At 67.0% G+C, this 20,622-nt stretch carries 15 protein-coding genes; 7 read left to right on the top strand and 8 right to left on the bottom strand.

Annotated elements, in window-relative coordinates:
• Positions 1–142: 142 nt before the first annotated feature.
• Positions 143–1,153, top strand: coding sequence for an alcohol dehydrogenase AdhP (adhP, locus tag CXY80_RS05905; RefSeq protein WP_104131950.1), 1,011 nt, complete (start codon positions 143–145; stop codon positions 1,151–1,153).
• Positions 1,154–2,006: 853 nt separating this feature from the next.
• Here the strand turns inward: adhP and CXY80_RS05910 are convergent.
• Complete coding sequence (locus CXY80_RS05910; protein WP_092450225.1) at positions 2,007–3,722, bottom strand: ATP-dependent helicase; 1,716 nt, start codon at positions 3,720–3,722, stop codon at positions 2,007–2,009.
• Positions 3,719–4,723 carry an NAD(+) diphosphatase gene (nudC, locus tag CXY80_RS05915; RefSeq protein WP_104131933.1) on the bottom strand — a complete coding sequence of 335 codons (1,005 nt, stop codon included), beginning with the start codon at positions 4,721–4,723 and terminating at the stop codon, positions 3,719–3,721. Before nudC ends, CXY80_RS05910 begins: the two co-directional genes overlap by 4 nt.
• An 83-nt stretch (positions 4,724–4,806) precedes the next feature.
• Between nudC and CXY80_RS05920 the strand changes: the two genes are divergently transcribed.
• Entirely contained in the window at positions 4,807–5,955 is a 1,149-nt protein-coding gene (locus CXY80_RS05920) for a phosphotransferase (protein ID WP_104131934.1), read from the top strand.
• Here CXY80_RS05920 and CXY80_RS05925 read toward each other — a convergent pair.
• Entirely contained in the window at positions 5,838–9,200 is a 3,363-nt protein-coding gene (locus CXY80_RS05925) for an ATP-dependent DNA helicase (protein ID WP_104131935.1), read from the bottom strand. The two genes, CXY80_RS05920 and CXY80_RS05925, sit on opposite strands and share 118 nt — an antisense overlap.
• Entirely contained in the window at positions 9,197–12,505 is a 3,309-nt protein-coding gene (locus CXY80_RS05930; RefSeq protein WP_104131936.1) for an ATP-dependent DNA helicase, read from the bottom strand. The genes CXY80_RS05925 and CXY80_RS05930 overlap by 4 nt, the downstream gene beginning before the upstream one ends.
• Positions 12,506–12,600: 95 nt before the next feature.
• Between CXY80_RS05930 and CXY80_RS05935 the strand changes: the two genes are divergently transcribed.
• Both CXY80_RS05935 and CXY80_RS05940 read left to right on the top strand, forming a co-directional pair.
• On the top strand, positions 12,601–12,825 hold the full coding sequence (locus tag CXY80_RS05935) for a DUF3107 domain-containing protein (protein ID WP_092108379.1): 225 nt from the start codon (positions 12,601–12,603) through the stop codon (positions 12,823–12,825).
• A gap of 6 nt (positions 12,826–12,831) precedes the next feature.
• The gene (locus CXY80_RS05940) at positions 12,832–13,131 is read left to right on the top strand and encodes a hypothetical protein (RefSeq protein WP_092450235.1); all 300 of its coding nucleotides are present in this window, start codon (positions 12,832–12,834) and stop codon (positions 13,129–13,131) included.
• Positions 13,132–13,141: 10 nt separating this feature from the next.
• Here the strand turns inward: CXY80_RS05940 and CXY80_RS05945 are convergent, their stop codons facing one another.
• Positions 13,142–13,786: a ferritin-like fold-containing protein gene (locus CXY80_RS05945; protein WP_233195046.1), complete on the bottom strand. Its 645-nt coding sequence runs from the start codon at positions 13,784–13,786 to the stop codon at positions 13,142–13,144.
• Between the two features lie 229 nt (positions 13,787–14,015).
• Here CXY80_RS05945 and CXY80_RS05950 point away from each other — a divergent pair, with 229 nt between their 5' ends.
• Complete coding sequence (locus tag CXY80_RS05950) at positions 14,016–15,593, top strand: DEAD/DEAH box helicase (RefSeq protein WP_092450238.1); 1,578 nt, start codon at positions 14,016–14,018, stop codon at positions 15,591–15,593.
• Positions 15,594–15,705: 112 nt separating this feature from the next.
• On the opposite strand, the gene CXY80_RS05955 is transcribed toward CXY80_RS05950, so the two are convergent.
• Complete coding sequence (locus CXY80_RS05955) at positions 15,706–16,575, bottom strand: PHP domain-containing protein (protein WP_092450239.1); 870 nt, start codon at positions 16,573–16,575, stop codon at positions 15,706–15,708.
• A gap of 88 nt (positions 16,576–16,663) precedes the next feature.
• Between CXY80_RS05955 and CXY80_RS05960 the strand changes: the two genes are divergently transcribed.
• Positions 16,664–17,710, top strand: coding sequence for an endonuclease/exonuclease/phosphatase family protein (locus CXY80_RS05960; protein WP_104131938.1), 1,047 nt, complete (start codon positions 16,664–16,666; stop codon positions 17,708–17,710).
• 87 nt (positions 17,711–17,797) lie between these two features.
• Positions 17,798–19,342: an aminopeptidase P family protein gene (locus tag CXY80_RS05965; RefSeq protein WP_104131939.1), complete on the top strand. Its 1,545-nt coding sequence runs from the start codon at positions 17,798–17,800 to the stop codon at positions 19,340–19,342.
• Between the two features lie 71 nt (positions 19,343–19,413).
• Here the strand turns inward: CXY80_RS05965 and CXY80_RS05970 are convergent, their stop codons facing one another.
• Together CXY80_RS05970 and CXY80_RS05975 are read right to left on the bottom strand one after the other, a co-directional pair.
• Positions 19,414–19,962: a general stress protein gene (locus CXY80_RS05970; protein WP_092450244.1), complete on the bottom strand. Its 549-nt coding sequence runs from the start codon at positions 19,960–19,962 to the stop codon at positions 19,414–19,416.
• 48 nt (positions 19,963–20,010) lie between these two features.
• On the bottom strand, positions 20,011–20,538 hold the full coding sequence (locus CXY80_RS05975) for a hypothetical protein (RefSeq protein ID WP_134495359.1): 528 nt from the start codon (positions 20,536–20,538) through the stop codon (positions 20,011–20,013).
• Between the last annotated feature and the right edge of the window lie 84 nt (positions 20,539–20,622).

Raw genomic sequence — 20,622 nt, forward strand, 5'->3', positions numbered from 1 at the left:
CCGCAACCTGTGCCGATCTACCGTCGTTCAACGGACGAAATGTCCCAAACGAAGGAGTTTGGCAATGACGATAACCGAGACCACCACCGGCGCGACGGACGAGTTCAAGGCGCGCTACGAATCCACCCGGGTGCCAACGACCATGCACGCGGCCGTCGTGCACGAGTTCGGCCAGGGCCTCACCATTGACGAAGTGCCCGTTCCGACCCCCGGCCCCGGCCAGGCCCTGGTCAAACTGATCAGCAGCGGAGTTTGCCACACTGATCTGCACGCTGTGGAAGGCGACTGGCCGGTTAAGCCGAGCCCGCCGTTCATTCCGGGCCACGAAGGGGTCGGCGAAGTCGTCGCCCTCGGTGACGGCGTCAAGGACCTCGACATCGGCGACCTGGTCGGTAACGCCTGGCTCTGGAGCGCCTGCGGCAGTTGCCAGTATTGCTGCACCGGCTGGGAAACCCTGTGCGAAGCGCAGCAGAACGGCGGCTACAGCGTGGACGGTTCGTTCGGGCAGTACATGTTCGTCGACGCCCGCTTCGCCGTGCGCATTCCCCACGGCGCCGACCCGATCGAGATCGCCCCGGTGCTGTGCGCCGGAGTCACCGTCTACAAGGGCCTCAAAATGACCGAGGCCCGCCCGGGCCAGTGGGTCGTCATCTCCGGCATCGGCGGCCTCGGCCACATCGCCGTGCAGTACGCCAAGGCGATGGGGCTGCGCGTCGCGGCCGTCGATATCGCCGACGACAAGCTCGCCCTGGCCCGCAAACACGGCGCCGAGCTCGTAATCAATGCGCAGGACGAAGACCCGGTCGCCGCCATTCAAAAAGCCACCGGTGGTGTGCACGGCGTGCTCGTGACCGCTGTACACCCGGCCGCATTCGGCCAGGCCATCGGCATGACCCGCCGTGGCTGCACCATCGTCTTCAACGGTCTGCCGCCGGGAGACTTCCCCGCCCCGATCTTCGACATCGTGCTCAAGGGCCTCACCATTCGCGGCTCCATCGTGGGCACCCGCCAGGACATGGAGGAAGCCCTGCAGTTCTACGCGCGCGGCCAGATCCACCCCACGGTCTCTGAGCGCCGCATCGACGAGGTCAACGAGGTGCTCAACGAGATGAAGCACGGCAAGATCGACGGTCGCGTCGTCATCCGCTACTGAAGAAATCTGACGGTGGGGGCCGCGTGACCACCAAATCCCAATATTCGGTGGAAGCGGGCCCGCACCCGTCTGTGGATAACTTTTACGCGCGACCGCCAGACGCGTCATCATGTCGGCATGGCCCTCAGACTGAATCCGCGGTATCCGCTGGTGTGGCGCACACCGAATTGCGTGCAGCTCGGCATCGACCAAGCCATTGTCACGATCGGCGGGCTGACGCCCGCTCACGAGGCTGTGCTGTCCGCGCTTTCTGCGGGGGTGCATCGATCGGGCGCGATGCTGCTCGGAACGGCCGCCGGGGCATCCGCTGTCGAAGTGACGCACCTGCTCGACCTGCTCGAACCGGCACTGTTGTACGTGCCAGACGATGCGCCGGCACCGGTAAACCCGCTGCCCCGCACCGTGCTGGTTGACGGCCACGGACCGACCGCGACCCGGCTGCACGCGCTGCTGGCCAACCTCGGAATCGAGGAGCCGGCTCCAGGAGACGACCCCGAGCTGGCCGTGTTGATCGGGCAGTACGTCTTCGCGCCTGAACGGCACGGGCATTGGCTGCGCCGCGATATTCCGCACCTGCCGGTGGTCTTCAGCGACAGCGCCGCGCGGGTGGGTCCACTCGTCGAACCTGGCCGCGGACCCTGCCTGACCTGTCTGGGGCTCGCCCACGTCGACACGGATCCGTCCTGGCCGGCCATGGCATGTCAGCTCGTGCTGCGCGAGGCCCCGAGCGAAACTCCGCGGCTGAGCTTCGAGCTCGCCGCCCGGGTGGCCGGACTCGTTCAGGATCGCCTGGAAACAGGCCGATCCGTGTTGTTCACCCGGTCACTGCGACTGGACGCGTGGGGCGGTGCGGTCACGGGCTCCGTACACCGGCTGCACGAGCGGTGCGGCTGCCAAGCTCTTCCAGAAAACGCGAGCGTTCGCGAGCTGCCCGCGCCTGTGCCCCAGAGGATGACCAGCTCAGCGCGAGTCGCTTCCGGGCGCGGGTGATGCCGACGTAGAGCAGCCGGCGTTCCTCGTCGATCTGCTCGAACGTGCTCGCATAGCTGATCGGCACCAGGCCCTCGCTCAGGCCGACCACGAACACCGCGTCCCACTCAAGGCCCTTGGCGGAGTGCATCGTGGCGAGCGTCACGGCCGACACCGTCGGTTCGTGCTGGCCGGCCTGACGTTCCATCAGCTCGTCGGTGAACTGTCGGAACGTGGTTCCGGCAGCGGCCTGGTCGACCAGGCCCATCAGTGCGTTGAGCGATTCCCACCGCGCCTGCACGGCGCCGCGGGTCTCCGGGGCGGTCTGGCTCCAGCCCAGCGACCGCAGCACGTCACTGACCGATTTGAACAGTGGTTCCCCAATGATTGAAACGGATGCCGCCCGCAGGCTCATCACCGCCTGCTTCACCTCGGGGAGGTCGAAGAACCGTTTGGCACCGCGAATCTGGTAGCTCACCCCCACCTCGGTCAGAGCCGTTTCGAGCAGCGCGGCCTGCACGTTGACCCGGAACAAGATGGCCACGTCTTCGGGTTTGGTGCCAGCCCAGATGAGCTGCAGAATCTGCTCGGCCACGCCGCGGGCCTCGGCCATGTCGGAGGCGTAGCCGCGCACCGTTGGGTCGGGGCCGCTGTCGGTCTGGGCAGCCTGCAGGGTCAGGGCGCCGGACCGGCCACGCATCAGCTGGTTCGCGGTGGCGACGATCGGCGCGGTCGAGCGATAGTTCTGTTCGAGCCGCACCACGGTGGCGTCTTCGTAGTGCTTCGGAAAGTCCAGCAGGTAGTCGCTGCGAGCACCAGCGAAGGAGTAAATGGTCTGGCTCGCGTCGCCGACGACGCAGAGATCGCGGCGGTCGCCAAGCCAGAGGGCGAGCAGGTCGTGTTGCAGCGGCGAGACGTCCTGGTATTCGTCGACGACAAAGAACCGGTACTGCTCGCGCACCTGCAGGGCCACGGAGGGTTCGGCCTCGATCATGCCGGCCATGGCGAGCAGTACGTCTTCGAAGTCGATCTGCTTGCGATCGTCTTTGAGCTTCTCGTAGGTCTGCTGCAGGGCGACGACCTGGTCGACGTCGAGTCGGCCCGGCAGGCTGCGGCGGGCTATGCCGGCCGCGTACTGCTCGATGCTCAGGCCGCTGGTTTTGCGCCATTCCACCTCGGCGGCGAGGTCGCGCAGCGTGGCGGTGTCGAGTTTGAGGTGCAGAGCCTCAGCGGCGTGCCCGAGAATGCGGCCCTTGCCGTCGAGGATGCGCGGCGCCTGCCCGCCGACGACGTGCGGCCAGAAGTAGTTCAGCTGGGACAACGCTGCGGCGTGAAAGGTGCGCGCAGCCACTCCCCCGGCGCCGAGCTGACGCAGGCGCCCGCGCAGTTCGGCGGCCGAACGGCTCGTGAAGGTGAGCGCCATGACCCGGTTGGGGGCGTAGGCGCCGGTCAGCACGCCGAGCGCGATGCGGTGGGTAATGGCGCGCGTCTTGCCGGTTCCGGCGCCGGCGAGCATGCAGACCGGGCCGATCAGCGCTTCGGCGGCAATGCGCTGCTGTTCATCGAGGCCTTGGAGCAGCGAGTCGGCGGTGGCCGTCACGGACGAATCAACTCCGTCGCGGCGGGCAACGGCGCGCCGAGCCAACGCTCGATCATGGCGTGCGCGATGGAGGACGGGCCGGGCAGTAACATCCACTCACCGGCATCGAGCAGGTCTTTTCGACTGAACCAGCGCAGCGCGAGAATCTCGGCGCCGTCGGGCAGCAGCTCATGGGCCGCCTGGTCGTCGGCGAGGCGCGCGGTGAAGCCACACATGACCGAGGCCGGGAAGGGCCACGGCTGGGAGCCGACATAAGCCGGATCGGTCACGCGCAGACCGGATTCTTCGAACATTTCGCGGATCACGGCCGTTTCGAGGGCCTCGCCGGGCTCGACGAATCCGGCGAGGAGCGAGTACCGGTTGTTCTCCCACATAGCGTTGGAGCCGAGCAGAATGCGGTCGTCGGCGTCGGTGATGAGCACGATGACGGCCGGGTCGGTGCGCGGAAAGACCTGGCTGTTGTCGACCGGGCAGCGGCGTACCCAGCCACCTTCCTCGACCAGGGTGGCGGCGCCGCAGCGCGGGCAGTGGCCGTGCGAAGCGTGCCAGTTGAGCACGCCGAGGGCCTCGGCGAACAGGCCGGCGTCACGGTCATCGAGCACGGTCGCAACGGTGCGCAGGCCCACCCAGCGACTCTCCTCGGGCTCCAGCCGGGCTGCAGCGTCATCATCGAGCTGCACGGCAACGATGCGGGTACCGGCAGTCTCGGGCAGGTCGGCGGGAAGGGACCGGCCGAGGTAGACCCGCAGGCCGGCATTGTGCAGACTCGTGGGCGGCAGCAGGGCGAGGTGCACACCGGTGTTGGCCGGGTCGGTGCTGGCCGGGTCGGTGCTGGCAGCATCGTGCGGCGCGAGCAGAATTTTGCCGTGCCAGACGGGCAGAACGCGGGTGGCGGCATCCGCCCAGAGCTGGTCGAACAAGTCCGGCAGGCCGCGGGTGAGGTGGTCACGGTCGACCGCCTGGCGAGACAGCGGCAACCGCGTCGTGAAAGTGAACGACATGGTATATCTCCGAGCTCTGCAAGAACGTGGGTGGAGGCGTGGCGAATAACCGCCAGACCGCAAGTCGATCTAACCTAGTAGGCATGGCCAGAACTCAACTCACTCTAGCCGCGTTAGCCACCTCCGCTGTTCCGGGGCTCGACGTGGCCTACGCCCGCAAGCACAGTGCCGGCGCGCACGGACTCTTCGACTCGGCGCTCGTCATCGACAAGGCCGGTCGGGCGCTCATTATTCGCGTTCCCACCAGCCAGTCGGCCGAAACCGAGCAGTCCGCGGACCTCGTGGCGCTGCGCGCGCTCACCACTGGCAATCGCAGCCGGCTGCCGTTCGACGTGCCCGAGTATGTCGGCCAGACGCCGATTCAGGGCACCCGTGCTGTGGTCTATGAGCTGCTGGCTGGTGACAGTTTTGATGCGGATGCCCTCACCGGGCATGAGGGCGTCGCCGGGTCGATCGGCCGCGCGATCGCCGCCATCCACTCGTTGCCGAGCGCCTTCATCGGCACCGCCGGGCTGCCGCAGCATAGCGCCGAACAGTGCCGCAAGGACGCCATCGACCTGATCGATCGAGCCGCGGGCACCGGCTACCTGCCCGCCGCGTTGCTGCGCCGCTGGGAGCAGGCCACCGACGACGAAGCCCTGTGGCAGTTTGCGCCGGCCGTGGTGCACGGGTCGATGTCGGCCGATTCCATTCTGATCACCGACGACGCCGTGTCGGGGATTCTCGGCTGGTCCGGGCTGGCCGTCGGCGACCCGGCGCGCGACCTGCACTGGCTACTCGCCGCGCGCGGTGACGCCGCCGAACTGGCCATCGACGCCTATTCCAGCGCCCGCCAGGGCAGCGACACGCACATCACCCAGCGCGCCATGCTCTATGCCGAGCTGGAACTGGCCCGCTGGCTGCTGCACGGCTCCAGCAGCCACGACCAGTCCATCGTCGATGACGCCGTCGCCATGCTCGACGGCCTGGTCGACACGGTGCACAGCCACACCCAGCAGCCGCTCTCCCCCGAAACCGGCCCGATCATGAGTGTCGGCGACGTGGAGAATATGCTCGACCACATGCCGCGCGCCGCCCGCGATTACGACCAGCACGCGGCGATGCACACCGACAGCTACAACTTTTCGGGACTAACCGTCGATTCAGATTCAGATTCAGATTCTGATTCTGACGATTCCAGCACCGGGGCCATCGCCCCTGACCAGGCCGCCAAAAGGTCAGCCTCCGAGTAGAGCCGCTCGGGGGCGACGACGGTGTCGTCGGCGACGAAGTAGAAGACGGCGTCGACGATGCTCGGATCGATCCCCTTCCAGCGGGCGTAGGCGAGCCGGTACAGCGCAAGCTGAGTCTGCTTGAGTTCCAGGTCTGCAGCGCTTTTGGGTGCCCGCCCGGTTTTCCAGTCGACGACCTGGTAGCCGGTTTCGGTGCGGTAGACGGCGTCGAGCTTGCAGACGAAAACCTGCCCGGCGAGCACATGGTGAATTTCAATCTCCACGTCGACGGGTTTGCGCTCGGCCCATTCGGAGCGTTCGAAGGTGGCCTGGAGAACCGCGAACTGCTCTTGCTCCGGCACGTCAAGTTGCTCGAGTGTGCCGGTGCCCTGGTCTTCGTCTGTCAGATCGAGGTCAAACAGGCTGGCATCGACGCGATCGGTGCCGGTGGCTCCTCCCGCCCGACGCTCGACCCAGGAATGGAACAGCGTGCCGAGCCGAGTGGCCCGGTACGGACGCTGCGGCATTGGGCGGCGCAGCTCCGCCGCGACACCGGCTGGATCGTCGACGTAGTCCTTGAACCGGGAGGCCGGGATGCGGGTGGGCACCGGGGCACCCGCGCCGCCGGTGAGGCGCAGGGCTCGCTCCGTAAGCAGCAGGGTGACGGCGTGCGACCAGCGAGTGGGGACATCCGTTTCGCTCGCGCTCACCCTCTCTGCGGCAGCCTCGACCAGCGCCCGTCGGCCGCCGAGTGGGTCGAACGGCCACAGTTCGGTGCCACTGGACGCCGAGACGGGTTTCTCAGACTCGGCGGGCGCGTCGGGGATCTTCGCGATCAGCCCGGCCAGGGCGAGTTCCGTGAGGTAACGGCTGGGCTTGCGAGCGGTGACTCCGGGGCCCCAGAATGAGCCGGTCAGCAGCAGCTCGTGCTTGGCGCGGGTGGTCGCGACGTAGATGAGGCGGCGCTCCTCGTCGTCGTGCCGGTCGGCCAGCTCAGCCTTGTAGGCCTGGAACGCCAGGTCGAAGTCGAACTGGGTGTCGTGGCCGACGATATCGAGATCGGGCAGCTCGGACCGGTCGCCGCGGAACGCATAAGGCAGTTCGCCGAAGCGCAACCATCCGCTCGTATCGCGAGAGGCGGCGGGCAGGCTCTTCTCGGTCAGGTTGGGAATGGTGACGAAATCCCATTCGAGGCCCTTGGCGCCGTGAACGGTCAGCAGCTGCACGGTGCCCTGCTCCGACAGTTCAGCGCGCGGGCCGAGATCGTCCTGCAGTTCGGCCCGTTTGAGCCAGCGCAGAAAGCTCGCCAGTGTGCCCTGCTCGTCGCTGTCGAGAAAGGCCGAGACGGTGTCGTGGAAGGAATACAGGTTGGCCAGGCCGAGGTCGTTGGCCTCGTTCGCGATCAGCTCGACGTCGAGCCGAAATTCCTGCTCGATCAGGCGTACAAAGTCGAGCAGAGGCAGGCCAGCGCGGGAGCGCAGCCAGGCCAGCTGACGGCCGGCGGACTGCACCCGGGCCCGGCCGATATCGCTGAACCCGGCGAGCTGGCCGTGCGAGTCGGGCGCTGACCCGAGAAAGTCGAGTGCATCCACGAGCGAGCTGCCCTCATCGCCGGCGACGGATGCCCGCAGCTTGCCGCGCAGATCGGCCGAGATCGCTTTCTGGGCCCAGTCATGCCCGGCCAGCCAGCGCGCCACGTCGGCGAGCGTTTGCAGGTCGCGCGCACCGACACGGTAGCGGGCACCGCTGAGTAGACGCACGAGTTCGCTGCCGGCGGCGGGGTCGTGCACCACTCGCAGCACGCTCACAACGTCGGCGACCTCGGGGGTGGAGAGCAACCCACCGAGTCCGAGCACGTGGGCACGCACGCCGTGCGCCCGTAGTACCTCGGCGAAGTATTCCATCTCGCGGCGGGCCCGAAACAGCATCGCGCCGCTGTGTTCGCCGACCAGACGGGTGGCGAACCAGTCGGCGATGGCTCCGGCCTCCTCAGCGATGGTTTCAGCCATAAGCGCGTCGACCGCGCCGGGCCGGGTGCCAGCGGGAACCTTGAGCGTTTCGACCTGGATTCCGCCCGGTTTTGCGCGAAGCGCGGCGCTCAGCGGGGCGACGAGGGCGTTGGCAGCGTCGAGGACGAGCGCCGGGTTGCGCCAGGTGAAGGACAGCGACATGGTCGGGGCTGCTGCTGGGCTGAAGTCTCCGGTGTTGAAGTCTCGGCCGAAGCCGAGCAGGTTTGCACTGCTGGCGCCGCGCCATCCGTAGATGGATTGGTGGGGATCACCGACGGCCATCACCGGGTGGTTGCGAAACAGGGTGTGCAACAGCTCGGTTTGCAGGACCGAGGTGTCCTGGTATTCGTCGAGGAGCACCACGCGGTACTGGTCACGGTAGCGGTCGACGACGGCGTCGACCTTTTGGCAGACCTGCAGTGCCAGGGCTACTTGATCGGAGAACTCAATGAGTCCTAGGCGACGCTTCTCGCTGCTGTAGCGAGCGGCCAACTCGGCCAGCACCGGAAGCGGGGCGACTGCGGCCAGGGAGTCAGTGACCGACCCGTACGGTGTCTTCTTGCGCGGATTACCGTAGGGCAAATCGGGCAGGTAGCCGAAACTGTCGACCAGTGCCCTGAGGTCGTGGGGAGCTCCGGGCTGACCAAGGTGAACGGCCGGCGGATTCTCGGCCAGGGCACGGCTGAGCTGCAGCACGGCATCGGTGACGAGGTCGAGGCTTTTGCCGAAAGGTACGAGCCGCCCGTCGCCGAAGTCGATGACGACGTGACGGGCCAGGAGCCAGGCGCTGGTTTCGCTCAGCAGCACCGACTCGGGTTCGCGGCCGAGCAACAGGGCGTTGTCGGTGAACAGGCGGCTGGCGAAGGAGTTGTAGGTGGACACGCTCGGGGTGTTGAACAGGTCGGACGACTCGGCGGCCGTGCCATGGGCGGAGTTGGGGTCGGCGGCGATCGGCATGAGGCCGGCCGTTTCGAGATCGCTGATGCGTTTGTTGATGCGCTCACTGAGCTCGCCGGCGGCTTTGCGGGTGAAGGTGAGTCCGAGAATCTGGTCGGGGCGGGCGTGGCCGTTGGCGAGCAGCCAAAGCACCCGGTTGGCCATGGTCTCGGTCTTGCCGCTGCCGGCTCCGGCGACGACGAGGGTCGGCGTGAGCGGCGCTTCAATGACCGCCTGCTGCTCGATAGTCGGCGCAAACATGTTGAGCGCCGCCGCGATATCGAGGGCGGAGACCGTGGTGGCGGTGCTGAGAAGACTCATGAGCTGACCTGCTTGATGACGTGGATGCGGCAGGACCCGTGGGATCTGGGGTCGAGACAGTGCGAGGTGATTTCGGCGATGAAGGTGGCGCCGCCCATGCCGGCTGCATCGTCACCGACGCGGGTGCGAAAGGCCTCGAGCTGCTCCGGAGTGAAAGCGGGCTGGGTGGGATTGCGATAGTTCTGCTTGACGGTGCCCGAGGAGACGATGACCAATCGTGCACCGGCCAGGGCCATGTCCGAGGACACACCGTCGATGGCGCCTTCTTGAAAGGCCAGCTGGTACGCGCCGAGCTGCGGATGCTCCGCGACTCCGGTATCGCTCGTCGCATCGCCCTTGCCCGTTTTGAGGTCGACGATCACGGCCCGGCCGTCGGCCTGGCGTTCGACCCGGTCGATGGTGCCCGACAGCACGGCACCGCTCACTTCGAGCTGAAAGGTGCCCTCGGCGCTCAACAGCTCTCCGCCGCCGTTCTCGAAATCCAGCAGGTAGGAGGCGAGCCGATCGGTGAGCTCCCTGGCTGCAACTTTCTGCACCCGGGACTGCCAGTCGGCGTCGAAGTCGAGCTCGTTCCAGCGGGCCTCCACCCCCTGCCACAGGGCTTCTGGGCGCCGATCGGTGGCGTCTTCCATGACCTTGTGGATGATCGTGCCGAGGTTGGCTGCGGTGTTGGAATCGCCGCCACCGACCTGACCGATCAGCCAGTGCAGCGGGCAGGTTTCAAAGGCTGCCATGCGCGACGGCGATACCCGCACCGGTTGGTCGCCGGCCTCCGGGTCGTTGAGTGGGCGCACGGTGCTCGGGTCGGCCAGGCCGTACCATTCGTCGGGCGAGGCACCTGGCACGTTTTCGTCGGCGAGCCGGGCGAGCGTGGCTGCGGCATCCGCTGCCCGGGTGGCGGAGTCGACCCGACCCGGCGAGTGGATGGCGCGGGTCAGGTCGCGCCTCAGCCTTCCGGTCAGACCGCGAAGCGACACGGGGTAGTGGGCGGGGTCGTCGGCGCCCAGAGTGGGAGCAGGCTGCGGCAACAGGCGAAAGAACACCGATGGTTCGTTCTCTTCGTTGTTGACGGCGGTGACGAGTAGTTCGGTCGTGGCCCGGCTGGCCGCCTGAGCGAACATGCGCAGTTCGTCGTGCAGCACCGCGGTGCGGGCGTCGGTACCGGATGCGTCTTGCCCAGAAGCGATGAGGGCGAGGTCGCCGGCACCGAGCAGGGACCCGCGAATGCGCAGGTCGGGCCAGACGTTGGCCTGCACACCGGCGAGCACGACGACATCCCAGGAGCGCCCGATGGTGCCGCTCGGCGTGGACACGGTGACGGCCGCGCCGAGGGCGCGCGGCGCCAGGGTGTCTTCGGGCACGTCGGTGTCGACGAGGTGTTCAAGGAACAATACCGGCGGGGCCGACGGGGTGCGTTCGACGTAACGCTGGGCGGCGGAGAACAGGGCGACGACGGCATCGAGGTTGTGGTTGGCCTCGTCGACGACGATTCCGGTGCCGGTGGATTGCTCCTTCCATTCGCGGTCGAGACCGCTGCGCTGCCAGAGGCCCCAGAGCAGTTCTTCGATGGTGGCGCCGGCCGCGTACTCGATGGCGGCTTGGCGCAGGCTCGCTCCGCAACCGGCCGCGCGGCGGGCGGTGCGGTTGTCGATGGTGGCGAGCAGCTCAGGGTCATACAAAGCTGCGACGAGCAGGTCATCGGCGCTGCGCGGGGCGGGCGTGTCGGTGGCCAATTCCTGTTGACGCAGTGCCGCGCGCAGCCGACGCAGGGTGATCGGGTCGAGGCCGCCGAGCGGACCGCGCAGCAGCTCAATCGCCGCTTGGGAGTCGAGCGCTTTGCGTCCGAGGGTGACCTCGAGGGCTACGATGAACGCTTTCACCGCGTACTCGTCGCGCAGGGCCGTGCTCGCGGTCGACACCTGGGTCGGCACTTCGAGCGCGGCGAGCCCCTTGGAGATCGAGGGAACGAGTGAACCGGTGCGCACGATCACGGCCATGCGCGACCACGGAGTTTCGTCGATCACGTGGCGTTCGCGCAGCAGCCGGGCGATCACCGCGAGCTGGTCGGCCGGGCTGGTCGCGATGACGGTGTGCACTGACGGTTCGGGGACGGCGTCCGGCGCGGTCAGCGTCTCGGGCGCGGTCACGGCACTAGGAGCCGAGAGCGCAGGATCATCGGAGCCGTCGAAAGCAATCTCGCTCACCGCGTCGGGTTCGGCCTGCGCGCTGCCCGCCGCACGCTGGGTGCCGGCCGCGGCCGCGCCGATGCGACTCGTGATCCGCTGAATCACCTGACGGATGCCCGCGCCGTGTCGGTAGACGGTGCCGAGTACGATCGGCGGTGCGATCCCGCCGGACGGCGAAGCCGCCGCGGGGCCGGCCGATGACCCCACCGGCGCCCCGACCGGGCCCAGGCCGAGGTACTGACCGAGGCGACCGAGGGCATCCGGATGCGCACCGTGGAATGATCCGGTGCTGATATCCGGGTCGCCGACGGCGATGATCGCGACCCCGCGCGCCTGAAACTGGGCCAGCAGAGTGAGCGTGGCCTGGGTGACTTCCTGGGCATCGTCGAGCACGATCAGGCGCAGTCCGGCCAGGGTACCGAGCGTCGCCGCCCCGGCCGGGCCTACCTCGGCTCCGGCCACGATCGCCGCAGCATAGCGGGCCAGCTCGGTGGAGTCATACTGCCCGGGGCGGGCCTGGTCCTTGGCCTCTTCGTAACCGCGAATGAACTCGGCAGCGGCCACCCACTCCGGCCGCCCGAGGCCGAAACGCTCCAGCTGTTCCGGAGTGACGCCATATTCCACGGCGCGCATCATGAGATCGCGCAGTTCGGTACGAAATCCCCGCAACTGGCGTACGTCGGCGCCCAGGGTGTCTGGCCAGACCGGGCCGCTCGGCGCTCCGGCCGTCTCGTCGTCCAGGTGGCCCTGCAGCAGTTCGGCGATAATCTGGTCCTGCTCGCCGCCAGTGAGCAGGGTCGGAGTGGGCCCACCGGCCTGGGCGACCGCGGAGCGCACGATCTGAAAGGCCACGGAGTTGGCGCTGCGGGCGAGTGGCCCGTTGGTCGGCACGGCCAGGCGCAGCGCGATCCGGTCGCGCAGCGCGGTGGCACCGGCGCGCGTCGGCACCAACACCAGCACCGCGCTCGGCGAATACCCCCGGTTCAACACCCGGTCGGCGACGAGTTCGACGAGCGTACTGGTCTTGCCGGAGCCGGGCGCGCCGATGACGGCGGCGCTCACCGCGTCGGGGAGATCGAGAACAGCCTGCTGGTCGGCGTCGAGGTCGTGGTTGGTCACATTTCAACGGTAACGGGTTGCGCCGACAGTGAAATCGGTCAGGGCGAGGGCGCGTTCTGTCGTAATCTGGGCGCAAGGCTACGAAAGGCAGTTCGGTGGATATTCGCATTGGTATTTTCAACTCTCCCCGTGAGATCGGTTTTGAGACTTCGCAGCCAGCGACCGAGATTGAGGAGACCGTTGCGGCGGCCCTCTCCGGTCAGACCGGCTATCTGAAGCTCAGCGACAGCAAGGGTCGCGTCTACATCGTTCCGACCGTGGGGCTCGCCTACGTCGAACTCGGCAGCGAAGAATCGCGCCGCGTCGGCTTCGTCGCCTAAAACGCCATGGAGCTGTTGTTCGTCGCGCTGTTCGGCACGCTCATCGGCCTCGGCGCACGGTACTTCCTGCCCGGACGCTCAACCCAGGGCTCGGTGCTGGTCCCCGCGATCGGAACGGCCGCGGCATCCTTGGTCTGGGTCGGGCTGACCTGGCTCGGCTGGAATTGGGCCGGGGGGTGGATCTGGTGGATGTCTCTCGGTGCCGCCGTCGCTGCATCCGTTGTGCTGAATCTTATGATCAGCCGGCAACGCATTCATGCCGATCAGCGGATGCTGCAGGCCCTGGCCAAAACCGGCACGGCCTAATCTCACATTCTTAAGCCGTGAGGCCGAGGCCATCCATGCGACGGGTGTGCGCCGCGATGAGTTCGGTGAAGACCGGTTCGATGCGTGACTCATTGCTGCCCGCGCGGCCATTAGTGGGATCCGTGGCCGGCATGGCCGACCGGGCCACGAGCAGGGTGTCACCGACGAGCCGACGGCCCCACATCGCCAGCTGTGAGCCGAGCGCCTGGTCGTTTTCGATCGCGGTCTGGAGCTCGTGAACGAGCACGTCGGTACCGGAATCCTCGCCGAGCAATTGCGCGACGCGAGGCCCGATATCCCGCGGCAGGCCGTCGGACAGCCGAATGAAGAAGTCATCGAGCAAGCCACCGACGAGGTAGCAGGTCAGCAGTAATTCGTGCCAGTTGACACCGGCGGTCTTCGCGCGGAACGCATCGAGACTCACGACGAACGGGGCCATCTCAACGGCCGGCTCGTGGCCGCGGCGACGAATCTCGGTGATCAGTCCGTGGTGCTTGCTAAGCGCCCGACCGGCAGCGGAGCTGAGGCCTTCTTTAACGAAGAGGTTCGGTGCGGTCGCCACCGCACGGGCGAGGCTTTCGAATTCGCCGAGCTCGCTGTACGCGGCCTGACCAAGAAAATGCTGCACGCCCGGCGCGAGCGAACTGATGTCCACTTTTTCGGTTGGCTGGGGTGCCCCGCGGGCCGAAAGCCTCGGAGCTTCATTGCGCTGCGGGCGCCGACCGAACCACGTGACCACGGGCTTAGCTTAGAACAGCGCGCCTGTGGCCGCTGTCCAGACGGGGCAGTAAGGTGGAATTACGTCGCCGACAAGGATCGGCGGCCGCTGCCCGAGACGCAAAAACGGGCGCACTTCGCTTCCAGTTAATGACAGGCATACATTCGTGACTTTCTCCGAACTTAATATTGACCAGGACATGGTCGACTCCCTTGCTGACAAGGGCATCCTCGAACCGTTCCCCATTCAAACCCAGACCATCCCGCTCGCTCTCGCCGGCCAGGACATCATCGGCCAGGCCAAGACCGGCACCGGAAAGACCTTCGGCTTCGGGCTTCCGGTGATTCAGCGCCTCGGACTCGACCCGGAGCCCGGTGTGCAGGCGCTCATCGTCGTTCCGACGCGCGAACTGTGCGTGCAGGTCTCCGAAGACCTCGAACTCGCCGCGGCGAACCGTAATACAAAGATCGTCTCCATCTACGGCGGCAAGGCCTATGAGGGTCAGATCGAACAGCTCAAGGCTGGCGCTCAGATCGTCGTCGGCACCCCCGGCCGTCTGCTCGACCTCGCCGGCCAGCGTTTGCTCACCCTCGCCAACGTGCGCGAGATGGTGCTCGATGAGGCCGACAAGATGCTCGACCTCGGCTTCCTCTCCGACATTGAGAAGCTGTTCGCGCAGACCCCGGCGACCCGCCACACAATGCTGTTCTCGGCGACGATGCCCGGACCGATCGTTGCCCTGGCCCGCCGCTTCATGAACCGCCCGATTCACATTCGCGCGACCGACCCCGACGAAGGCCTCATGCAGGCCAACATCGAACACCTGGTCTACCGCGCGCACAACATGGACAAGGATGAGGTCATCGGCCGCATCCTCATGGCTGAGGGCCGTGGCAAGACCATCATCTTCACCCGCACCAAGCGTGCCGCCGCGAAGCTCGTCGAAGAACTCGGCGACCGTGGCTTCAACGCCACCGCCGTGCACGGCGACCTGAACCAGGAACAGCGCGAACGCGCCATGGCCAGCTTCAAGAGCGGCAAGAAAGAGATTCTGATTGCAACGGATGTCGCCGCTCGCGGCATCGACGTGGAAGACGTCACCCACGTGATCAACCACACCATCCCCGAAGACGAGAAGGCGTACCTGCACCGCGTCGGCCGCACGGGTCGCGCCGGCAAGAACGGAATCGCCGTCACCTTCGTCGACTGGGACGACCTGCACAAGTGGTCGCTCATCAACAAGGCCCTGGACTTCGGCCAGCCGGAACCGATGGAGACGTACTCCTCGTCACCGCACCTCTACACCGACCTGAACATTCCAGCCGGCTCCAAGGGCCGCCTGCGCGCCACCCCGGTGAAGGAGGTCACCGCGGGGGACGCTCGCACCGGCGGGGCCGGACGTACCGGCGGGTCGCGTTCCGCCGGAGCGGGCAGCCGATCCGGCGCGGCACGCTCTGGTCGCTCGGAGAGCGGGCGCTCCGAGGGCGGTCGTGGCTCCGGCCGTGGCGACTCTGCGCGCACCGGTTCTGACCGGCCAGCGACGAGCCCGGTTGCCGACGACGCCAGTCGCCCCGCCCGGTCGCGCACCCGCGTCGGCTCCAGCACGAACCCGGACGCCCCGGCGGCAACTCCGGCCGCCGGCACGCACGATGGCGGCGGAGCCGAGCACCACGACGGAAACAACGCCCCGCTGCGTCGCAGCCGCACCCGTCGTCGCTCACCGCAGACCGGCAGCGCGATCTAATAGCTGCTCAGCACCGCTCGCGCCCGGCACCCGGGCTGCCCTCGCTTCGGCTTCGGCAGCCTCGGAGGTCGGGCGCGTTTGCGTTCAGAGCTGCGGCATCCGCTTCAGGGGATCAACCGTAAACCGGAGCCGCGCCGCGGCCCTCGGCGATGATGCGGTCGAGAACGTCGGGGGCTGTGGTGTTCTCGCCGAGCAGGTTGGGCTTGCCGGTGCCGTGATAGTCGCTCGAACCGGTGACGGACAGCCCGAATTTGGCGGCGAGCTCGTACAGCCGTTTGGTGGGTTCCGGATTATTCTCGCGATGCTCCAGTTCGAGTCCGAACAGTCCGGCCTCAACCATCGTCTTCAAGCTGGATTCGGCGACGACGTCGCCGATGCCACGGGTGGCGGGGTGGGCGATGACCGGCACCCCCCCGGCGGCGCGCACGAGCTCGATCGCTCGCACCGGATCGGGAGCGTAGTGCGGCTGAAAGTAGCCGGCCTTCCAGTGCAGAATGTCGGCGAAGGCCGCGCTGCGATTGAGGGCGTGCCCGCGGGCCACGAGGGCATCGGCGATATGTGGCCGGCCGACCGTGGCCTCAGGGGTGGTCTGGGCGAGCACATCGTCCCAGCTCAGGTCGTAGTCCACGCCGATGCGGGCGACCATCTGCTCGGCCCGGCTGAGCCGGGCTGCGCGCACGCGGGTCATCTCCGCCAGCAGCGCCGAATCGTCAGGGTCAAAAAGATATGCCAAAAGGTGCACACTGGCGTACCGCACGCGGGTGCTGAATTCCATTCCCGGAATAAGTGTCAGGTGCTCGGTGCGTGCGGCCGCGGAAGCCTCGGCCCAGCCGGCCGTCGAATCGTGGTCGGTGAGGGCGATCGTGCCGAGCCCGGCCACGGCTGCGGCGTGCACGAGCTCCGCCGGAGTCTCGGTGCCGTCCGACACGCTCGAGTGTGCGTGAAGGTCGATCGGACCCCGAAATTGCCGCGCGACTGCCATGCTCCCATGCTAGTTGGACACCTGCGCCCGTTCATTGCTGACCACGGCACTGGGGATTCCCCAGAATACTGATCTAGGGTTCAGAACAATGTTCTCCAGACTCCTTCGGGCACTGATTCTGATCGGTGCCGCCGTCATCCTGCTGGTGGTGACCTGGCCGCAGGCGTTCGGCCTGCACAACAGCTGGGTCGTCGCCCATCTGGTGTCCTTTCGCGCCGTGGCCGTCATCGGCGCGGTCGTCGGGCTCGTCCTGCTCGGGGTACTGCGGTTTATTCGCCCGCTGCGTCGAACATTGGGAATGACCATGGTGCTGCTCGCCCTGTTCGGTATCGCCAACGTCGGCATTCTGGCCTCCCGCGGTTTCACGACCACGGTTTCGCCCACCCAGGGTCAGCTCAGCGCCGAAGCGGATGCCGACTCCGTCACCGTACTCAGTTGGAACACGCTCGGAGACGCTCCCGGCGCCGCGGTCATCGCCGCGCAAGCGCTGGCCCAAAACGCCGACGTCGTGACCCTGCCCGAAACGACGGAAGAGACCGGCATTCTGATCGCCGAAGCGATGCGCGACGCCGGCCGCCCAATGTGGGTGCACACCCTGGCCTTCGATCTGGTCTCCAAGGCCCGCTCCACCACCGTGCTGATCAGCCCGGACCTGGGCGACTACACGGTCACCAACGCGGCCGGGTCCGGGCCGCCCGGCAACACCAACGTGCTGCCGACCGTGGTGGCCGAACCGGTCGACGGGACCGGCCCGACCATTGTGGCGGTGCATGCCGTTGCACCGATTCAGTATGAGATGTCGAACTGGCGCAGCGATCTCGACTGGCTCGCCACCCAGTGCCTGAGCGACGACGTGATCATGGCGGGCGACTTCAATTCCACGCTCGACCATATGGCGGGGCGCGCGAGCGGCGGCGGCTCGGTTCTCGGCAACTGCTCGGATGCTGCCCTGTCAATCGGTGCGGCATCCGTCGGCACGTGGCCGACCGCGATGCCCGCGCTGCTCGGCAGCCCGATCGATCATGTGATGGCCACCCCGAACTGGCGGGTCTTGGGCCTGCAGGTGATCGAGTCACTGGACGAGGCAGGAAGCGATCACCGACCGATCGTGGCGACGCTGACGCCGGCCAGTTAGTTTCGGACAGCCGCGCAGCATCCGCTCGTCGCAGCATCTGCAGCACCCGATCGGGCGCCGCCCAGAGTGCGGTGTGAGAATGGGGGAATGGCTGATACTACTGCTCCCGCACTTATTCCTGCCGCGCGTTCGAACGAGAACCGTTCGACCACTCCCGGGTCTACCGGCTTCAAAGCTTTCATCGCGAGCGGATGGGCCGAACGCACCGACGTTCTGCCGCCAGCTCGCGAGCAGGCACCGTTCGCCGCCGCACGTCGCGCCCGGCTATCCGCGCAGTACCCGGGCCAGCGACTGATCATTCCGGCCGGCCGCCTCAAGCAGCGCTCCAACGACACTGACTACGCCTTCCGCGCCCACTCGGCCTTCGCCCACCTCACCGGCTGGGGCAGCGACAGCGAACCCGGTGCCGTGCTCGTGCTGGAACCAGCGGCCGCTGTCGGCCACGACGCGACCCTGTACTTTCGCGAGCGGGCCGGCCGCGACTCCGACGAGTTCTACGCCAACCCCGACATCGGCGAATTCTGGATCGGACCGCGTCCATCCGTCGCCCAGGTCGCCAGCGACCTCGCCGTCGCGGTGCGCGGCATCGCCGACTTCGCCGCAGTGCTGAAGGCGGTCGACAGCGAAACCCTCGTGTTGCGTGAAGCCGATCCGACCTTTACCGAGCAGGTCGACGAGGCCCGCCTGCGTTTCGCCGCCGAGCGGGTGCTCAGCAGCAACGCCACCGACTCTCCGTTCAGCATCGAGATCAATGCCGAGCATGAGCCCGACGCCGGCCTGGCCCGGGATCTGTCCGAACTGCGCCTCGTGAAGGACGCCTGGGAGATCGCGCAAATGCGCCTCGCTGTCGCCGCCACCGCCCGCGGATTCGACGACGTCATCGCCGACCTCCCCCGCTCCAGCCAGCATGCCCGCGGCGAACGCCTCGTCGAGGGTGTGTTCAACACCCGCGCCCGCAGCGACGGCAACACGGTCGGCTACGACACCATCGCCGCTTCGGGCCCGCACGCCTGCATTCTGCACTGGACCCGCAACGACGGCGTTGTCGCCGCCGGTGACCTCATTCTCATCGACGCCGGCGTCGAACTCGACAGCTACTACACCGCCGACATTACCCGCACCCTCCCGGTGAATGGCGTCTACAGCGACGTCCAGCGCCAGGTCTACGAAACCGTGCGTGAGGCAGCGGATGCCGCCCTCGCCGTCGTTCGCCCCGGTGCCATCTTTCGCGACGTGCACGCCGCCGCGATGCAGGTCATCGCGAGGCGCACCGCGGAGTGGGGAATGCTCCCGGTCACCGCGGAGGAGGCCCTTCTTCCGGACAACGGCCAACACCGCCGTTACATGGTGCACGGTACCAGCCACCACCTCGGCATCGACGTGCACGACTGCGCGCAGGCACGCCGCGACATGTATATGGACGGCGTGCTCGAACCGGGCATGGTCTTCACGATCGAACCCGGCCTGTACTTTCAGCCCGACGACCTCACGGTGCCGGCCGAATTCCGCGGCATCGGCGTGCGCATCGAAGACGACATCCTGGTGACCGCCACCGGAGCCGAAAACCTCTCCGCAGCTATTCCCCGCACCGCGAATGAAGTTGAAGCCTGGATCGCCGCGAAGCAAAGCTAAACAGGTTCGCGAGAGCGCAAAAAGTGTCCGATTGGGACTCCCAATCGGGCACTTTTTGCGCTCTCGCGTGACTATTCGGAGGGGATCGGAGGATCTACCGGGGGCGCAGCAGGCGCTGTTGGCTCGGCCTCGCGGAATCCCGAGAGCAGGTTGCGGGCCCGGTTGACCAGTTCGACGTCGACGATGATCTGGTAGTTGGTCGCGATGACCTGCATGGTCGAGGTGAAGTCGCGGCGGCGGCGGTTGATCGCGTAGCTCGCAATACCGAGCAGCATGCCGAATCCGGCACCCATAATCAGGGCGGCGAAGACGAACGGTAGGCTCGATCCGGTCGGCGAGAACAAAAAGAACAGAATCCCGAAGAAAATTCCCAACCAGGCACCGGATGCCGCGCCAGCGAGCGCGACCCGGCCGTAGGTGAGTTTGCCGGTCACTCGCTCGACACTCTTGAGGTCGTTGCCGACAATCGCCAGCTGCTTCACCGGAAAGTCCGCCTTGGCGAGCGTGTCGACCGCGCTCTGCGCATCGGCGTAGGTGCTGTACGTCGCGAGCACCTCTCCGCGCGGCAACACGGGAGGCAAAACTGGGCGACGCCGGGGAAACAGACTCTGGTTGCTCATTCCGGTATTCTTTCACGCAGACCTGTTGACATGCCCGATCGTGCCACCTCAGGTAATCCATTCAATGGACTCGGCGAACGTCTCCTCACCGTCGTCGTCGTCAAAGACATTGGCCACCATGTGGGTGACGAAGAGCGCAAAGCCCAGAGCAATGTCCTTGAAGAGCTCGCGGTCGAACGGGCCGTACCACGAGACACCGCCCGGGCTTTCGGGGTCCAGGTCGAGCCGGTTGATGGCGAAGTCGCCCTCCAAAGAGAGGATGACGATTCGGAGCGAGCGAAACGGCGGGTTCCCGCCGATCAGGTCGCCGAGACCCCGTGCCTCCTCAGCGTTGACCGCCAGGAGGTGGGACAGCGAAACGGCATTGCCCGCGGTGCGATCGGTTGCGACCGCAAATTTCAGGTAGCTCATCCGGTCGCCGGAGACCAGGTGGATTGATTCGGCCTTGACCGATAATTGCCGATAGGCGAGGATGTCGTGCGCTGCGTTCAGGAGACCGGTGAGCGCCCGGCCGGCGGCGGCGCTGTCTTTGACTTTGCCGTAGTCGGGTGCCACTCCGCTCCAGATCAATTGCACGGCTCGCCTCGCCGGCGGAATGCCGTCCTTCGCCGGAAAGCTCAACGTTCGCCCTGCGCCCGGAAAGCGGGCCCGGCCGAGCAC

It is taken from the genome of Cryobacterium sp. M91, assembly GCF_002929615.1.
Classification (GTDB): domain Bacteria; phylum Actinomycetota; class Actinomycetes; order Actinomycetales; family Microbacteriaceae; genus Cryobacterium; species Cryobacterium levicorallinum.

Excerpts from the sequence above, each read along its gene's own strand:
- adhP (WP_104131950.1), top strand. The coding sequence starts at position 143 with ATGCACGCGGCCGTCGTGCACGAGTTCGGCCAGGGCCTCACCATTGAC.
- nudC (WP_104131933.1), bottom strand. The coding sequence starts at position 4,723 with ATGTCGTTCACTTTCACGACGCGGTTGCCGCTGTCTCGCCAGGCGGTC.
- CXY80_RS05920 (WP_104131934.1), top strand. The coding sequence starts at position 4,807 with ATGGCCAGAACTCAACTCACTCTAGCCGCGTTAGCCACCTCCGCTGTT.
- CXY80_RS05925 (WP_104131935.1), bottom strand. The coding sequence starts at position 9,200 with ATGAGTCTTCTCAGCACCGCCACCACGGTCTCCGCCCTCGATATCGCG.
- CXY80_RS05940 (WP_092450235.1), top strand. The coding sequence starts at position 12,832 with ATGGAGCTGTTGTTCGTCGCGCTGTTCGGCACGCTCATCGGCCTCGGC.
- CXY80_RS05955 (WP_092450239.1), bottom strand. The coding sequence starts at position 16,575 with ATGGCAGTCGCGCGGCAATTTCGGGGTCCGATCGACCTTCACGCACAC.
- CXY80_RS05960 (WP_104131938.1), top strand. The coding sequence starts at position 16,664 with ATGTTCTCCAGACTCCTTCGGGCACTGATTCTGATCGGTGCCGCCGTC.
- CXY80_RS05965 (WP_104131939.1), top strand. The coding sequence starts at position 17,798 with ATGGCTGATACTACTGCTCCCGCACTTATTCCTGCCGCGCGTTCGAAC.
- CXY80_RS05970 (WP_092450244.1), bottom strand. The coding sequence starts at position 19,962 with ATGAGCAACCAGAGTCTGTTTCCCCGGCGTCGCCCAGTTTTGCCTCCC.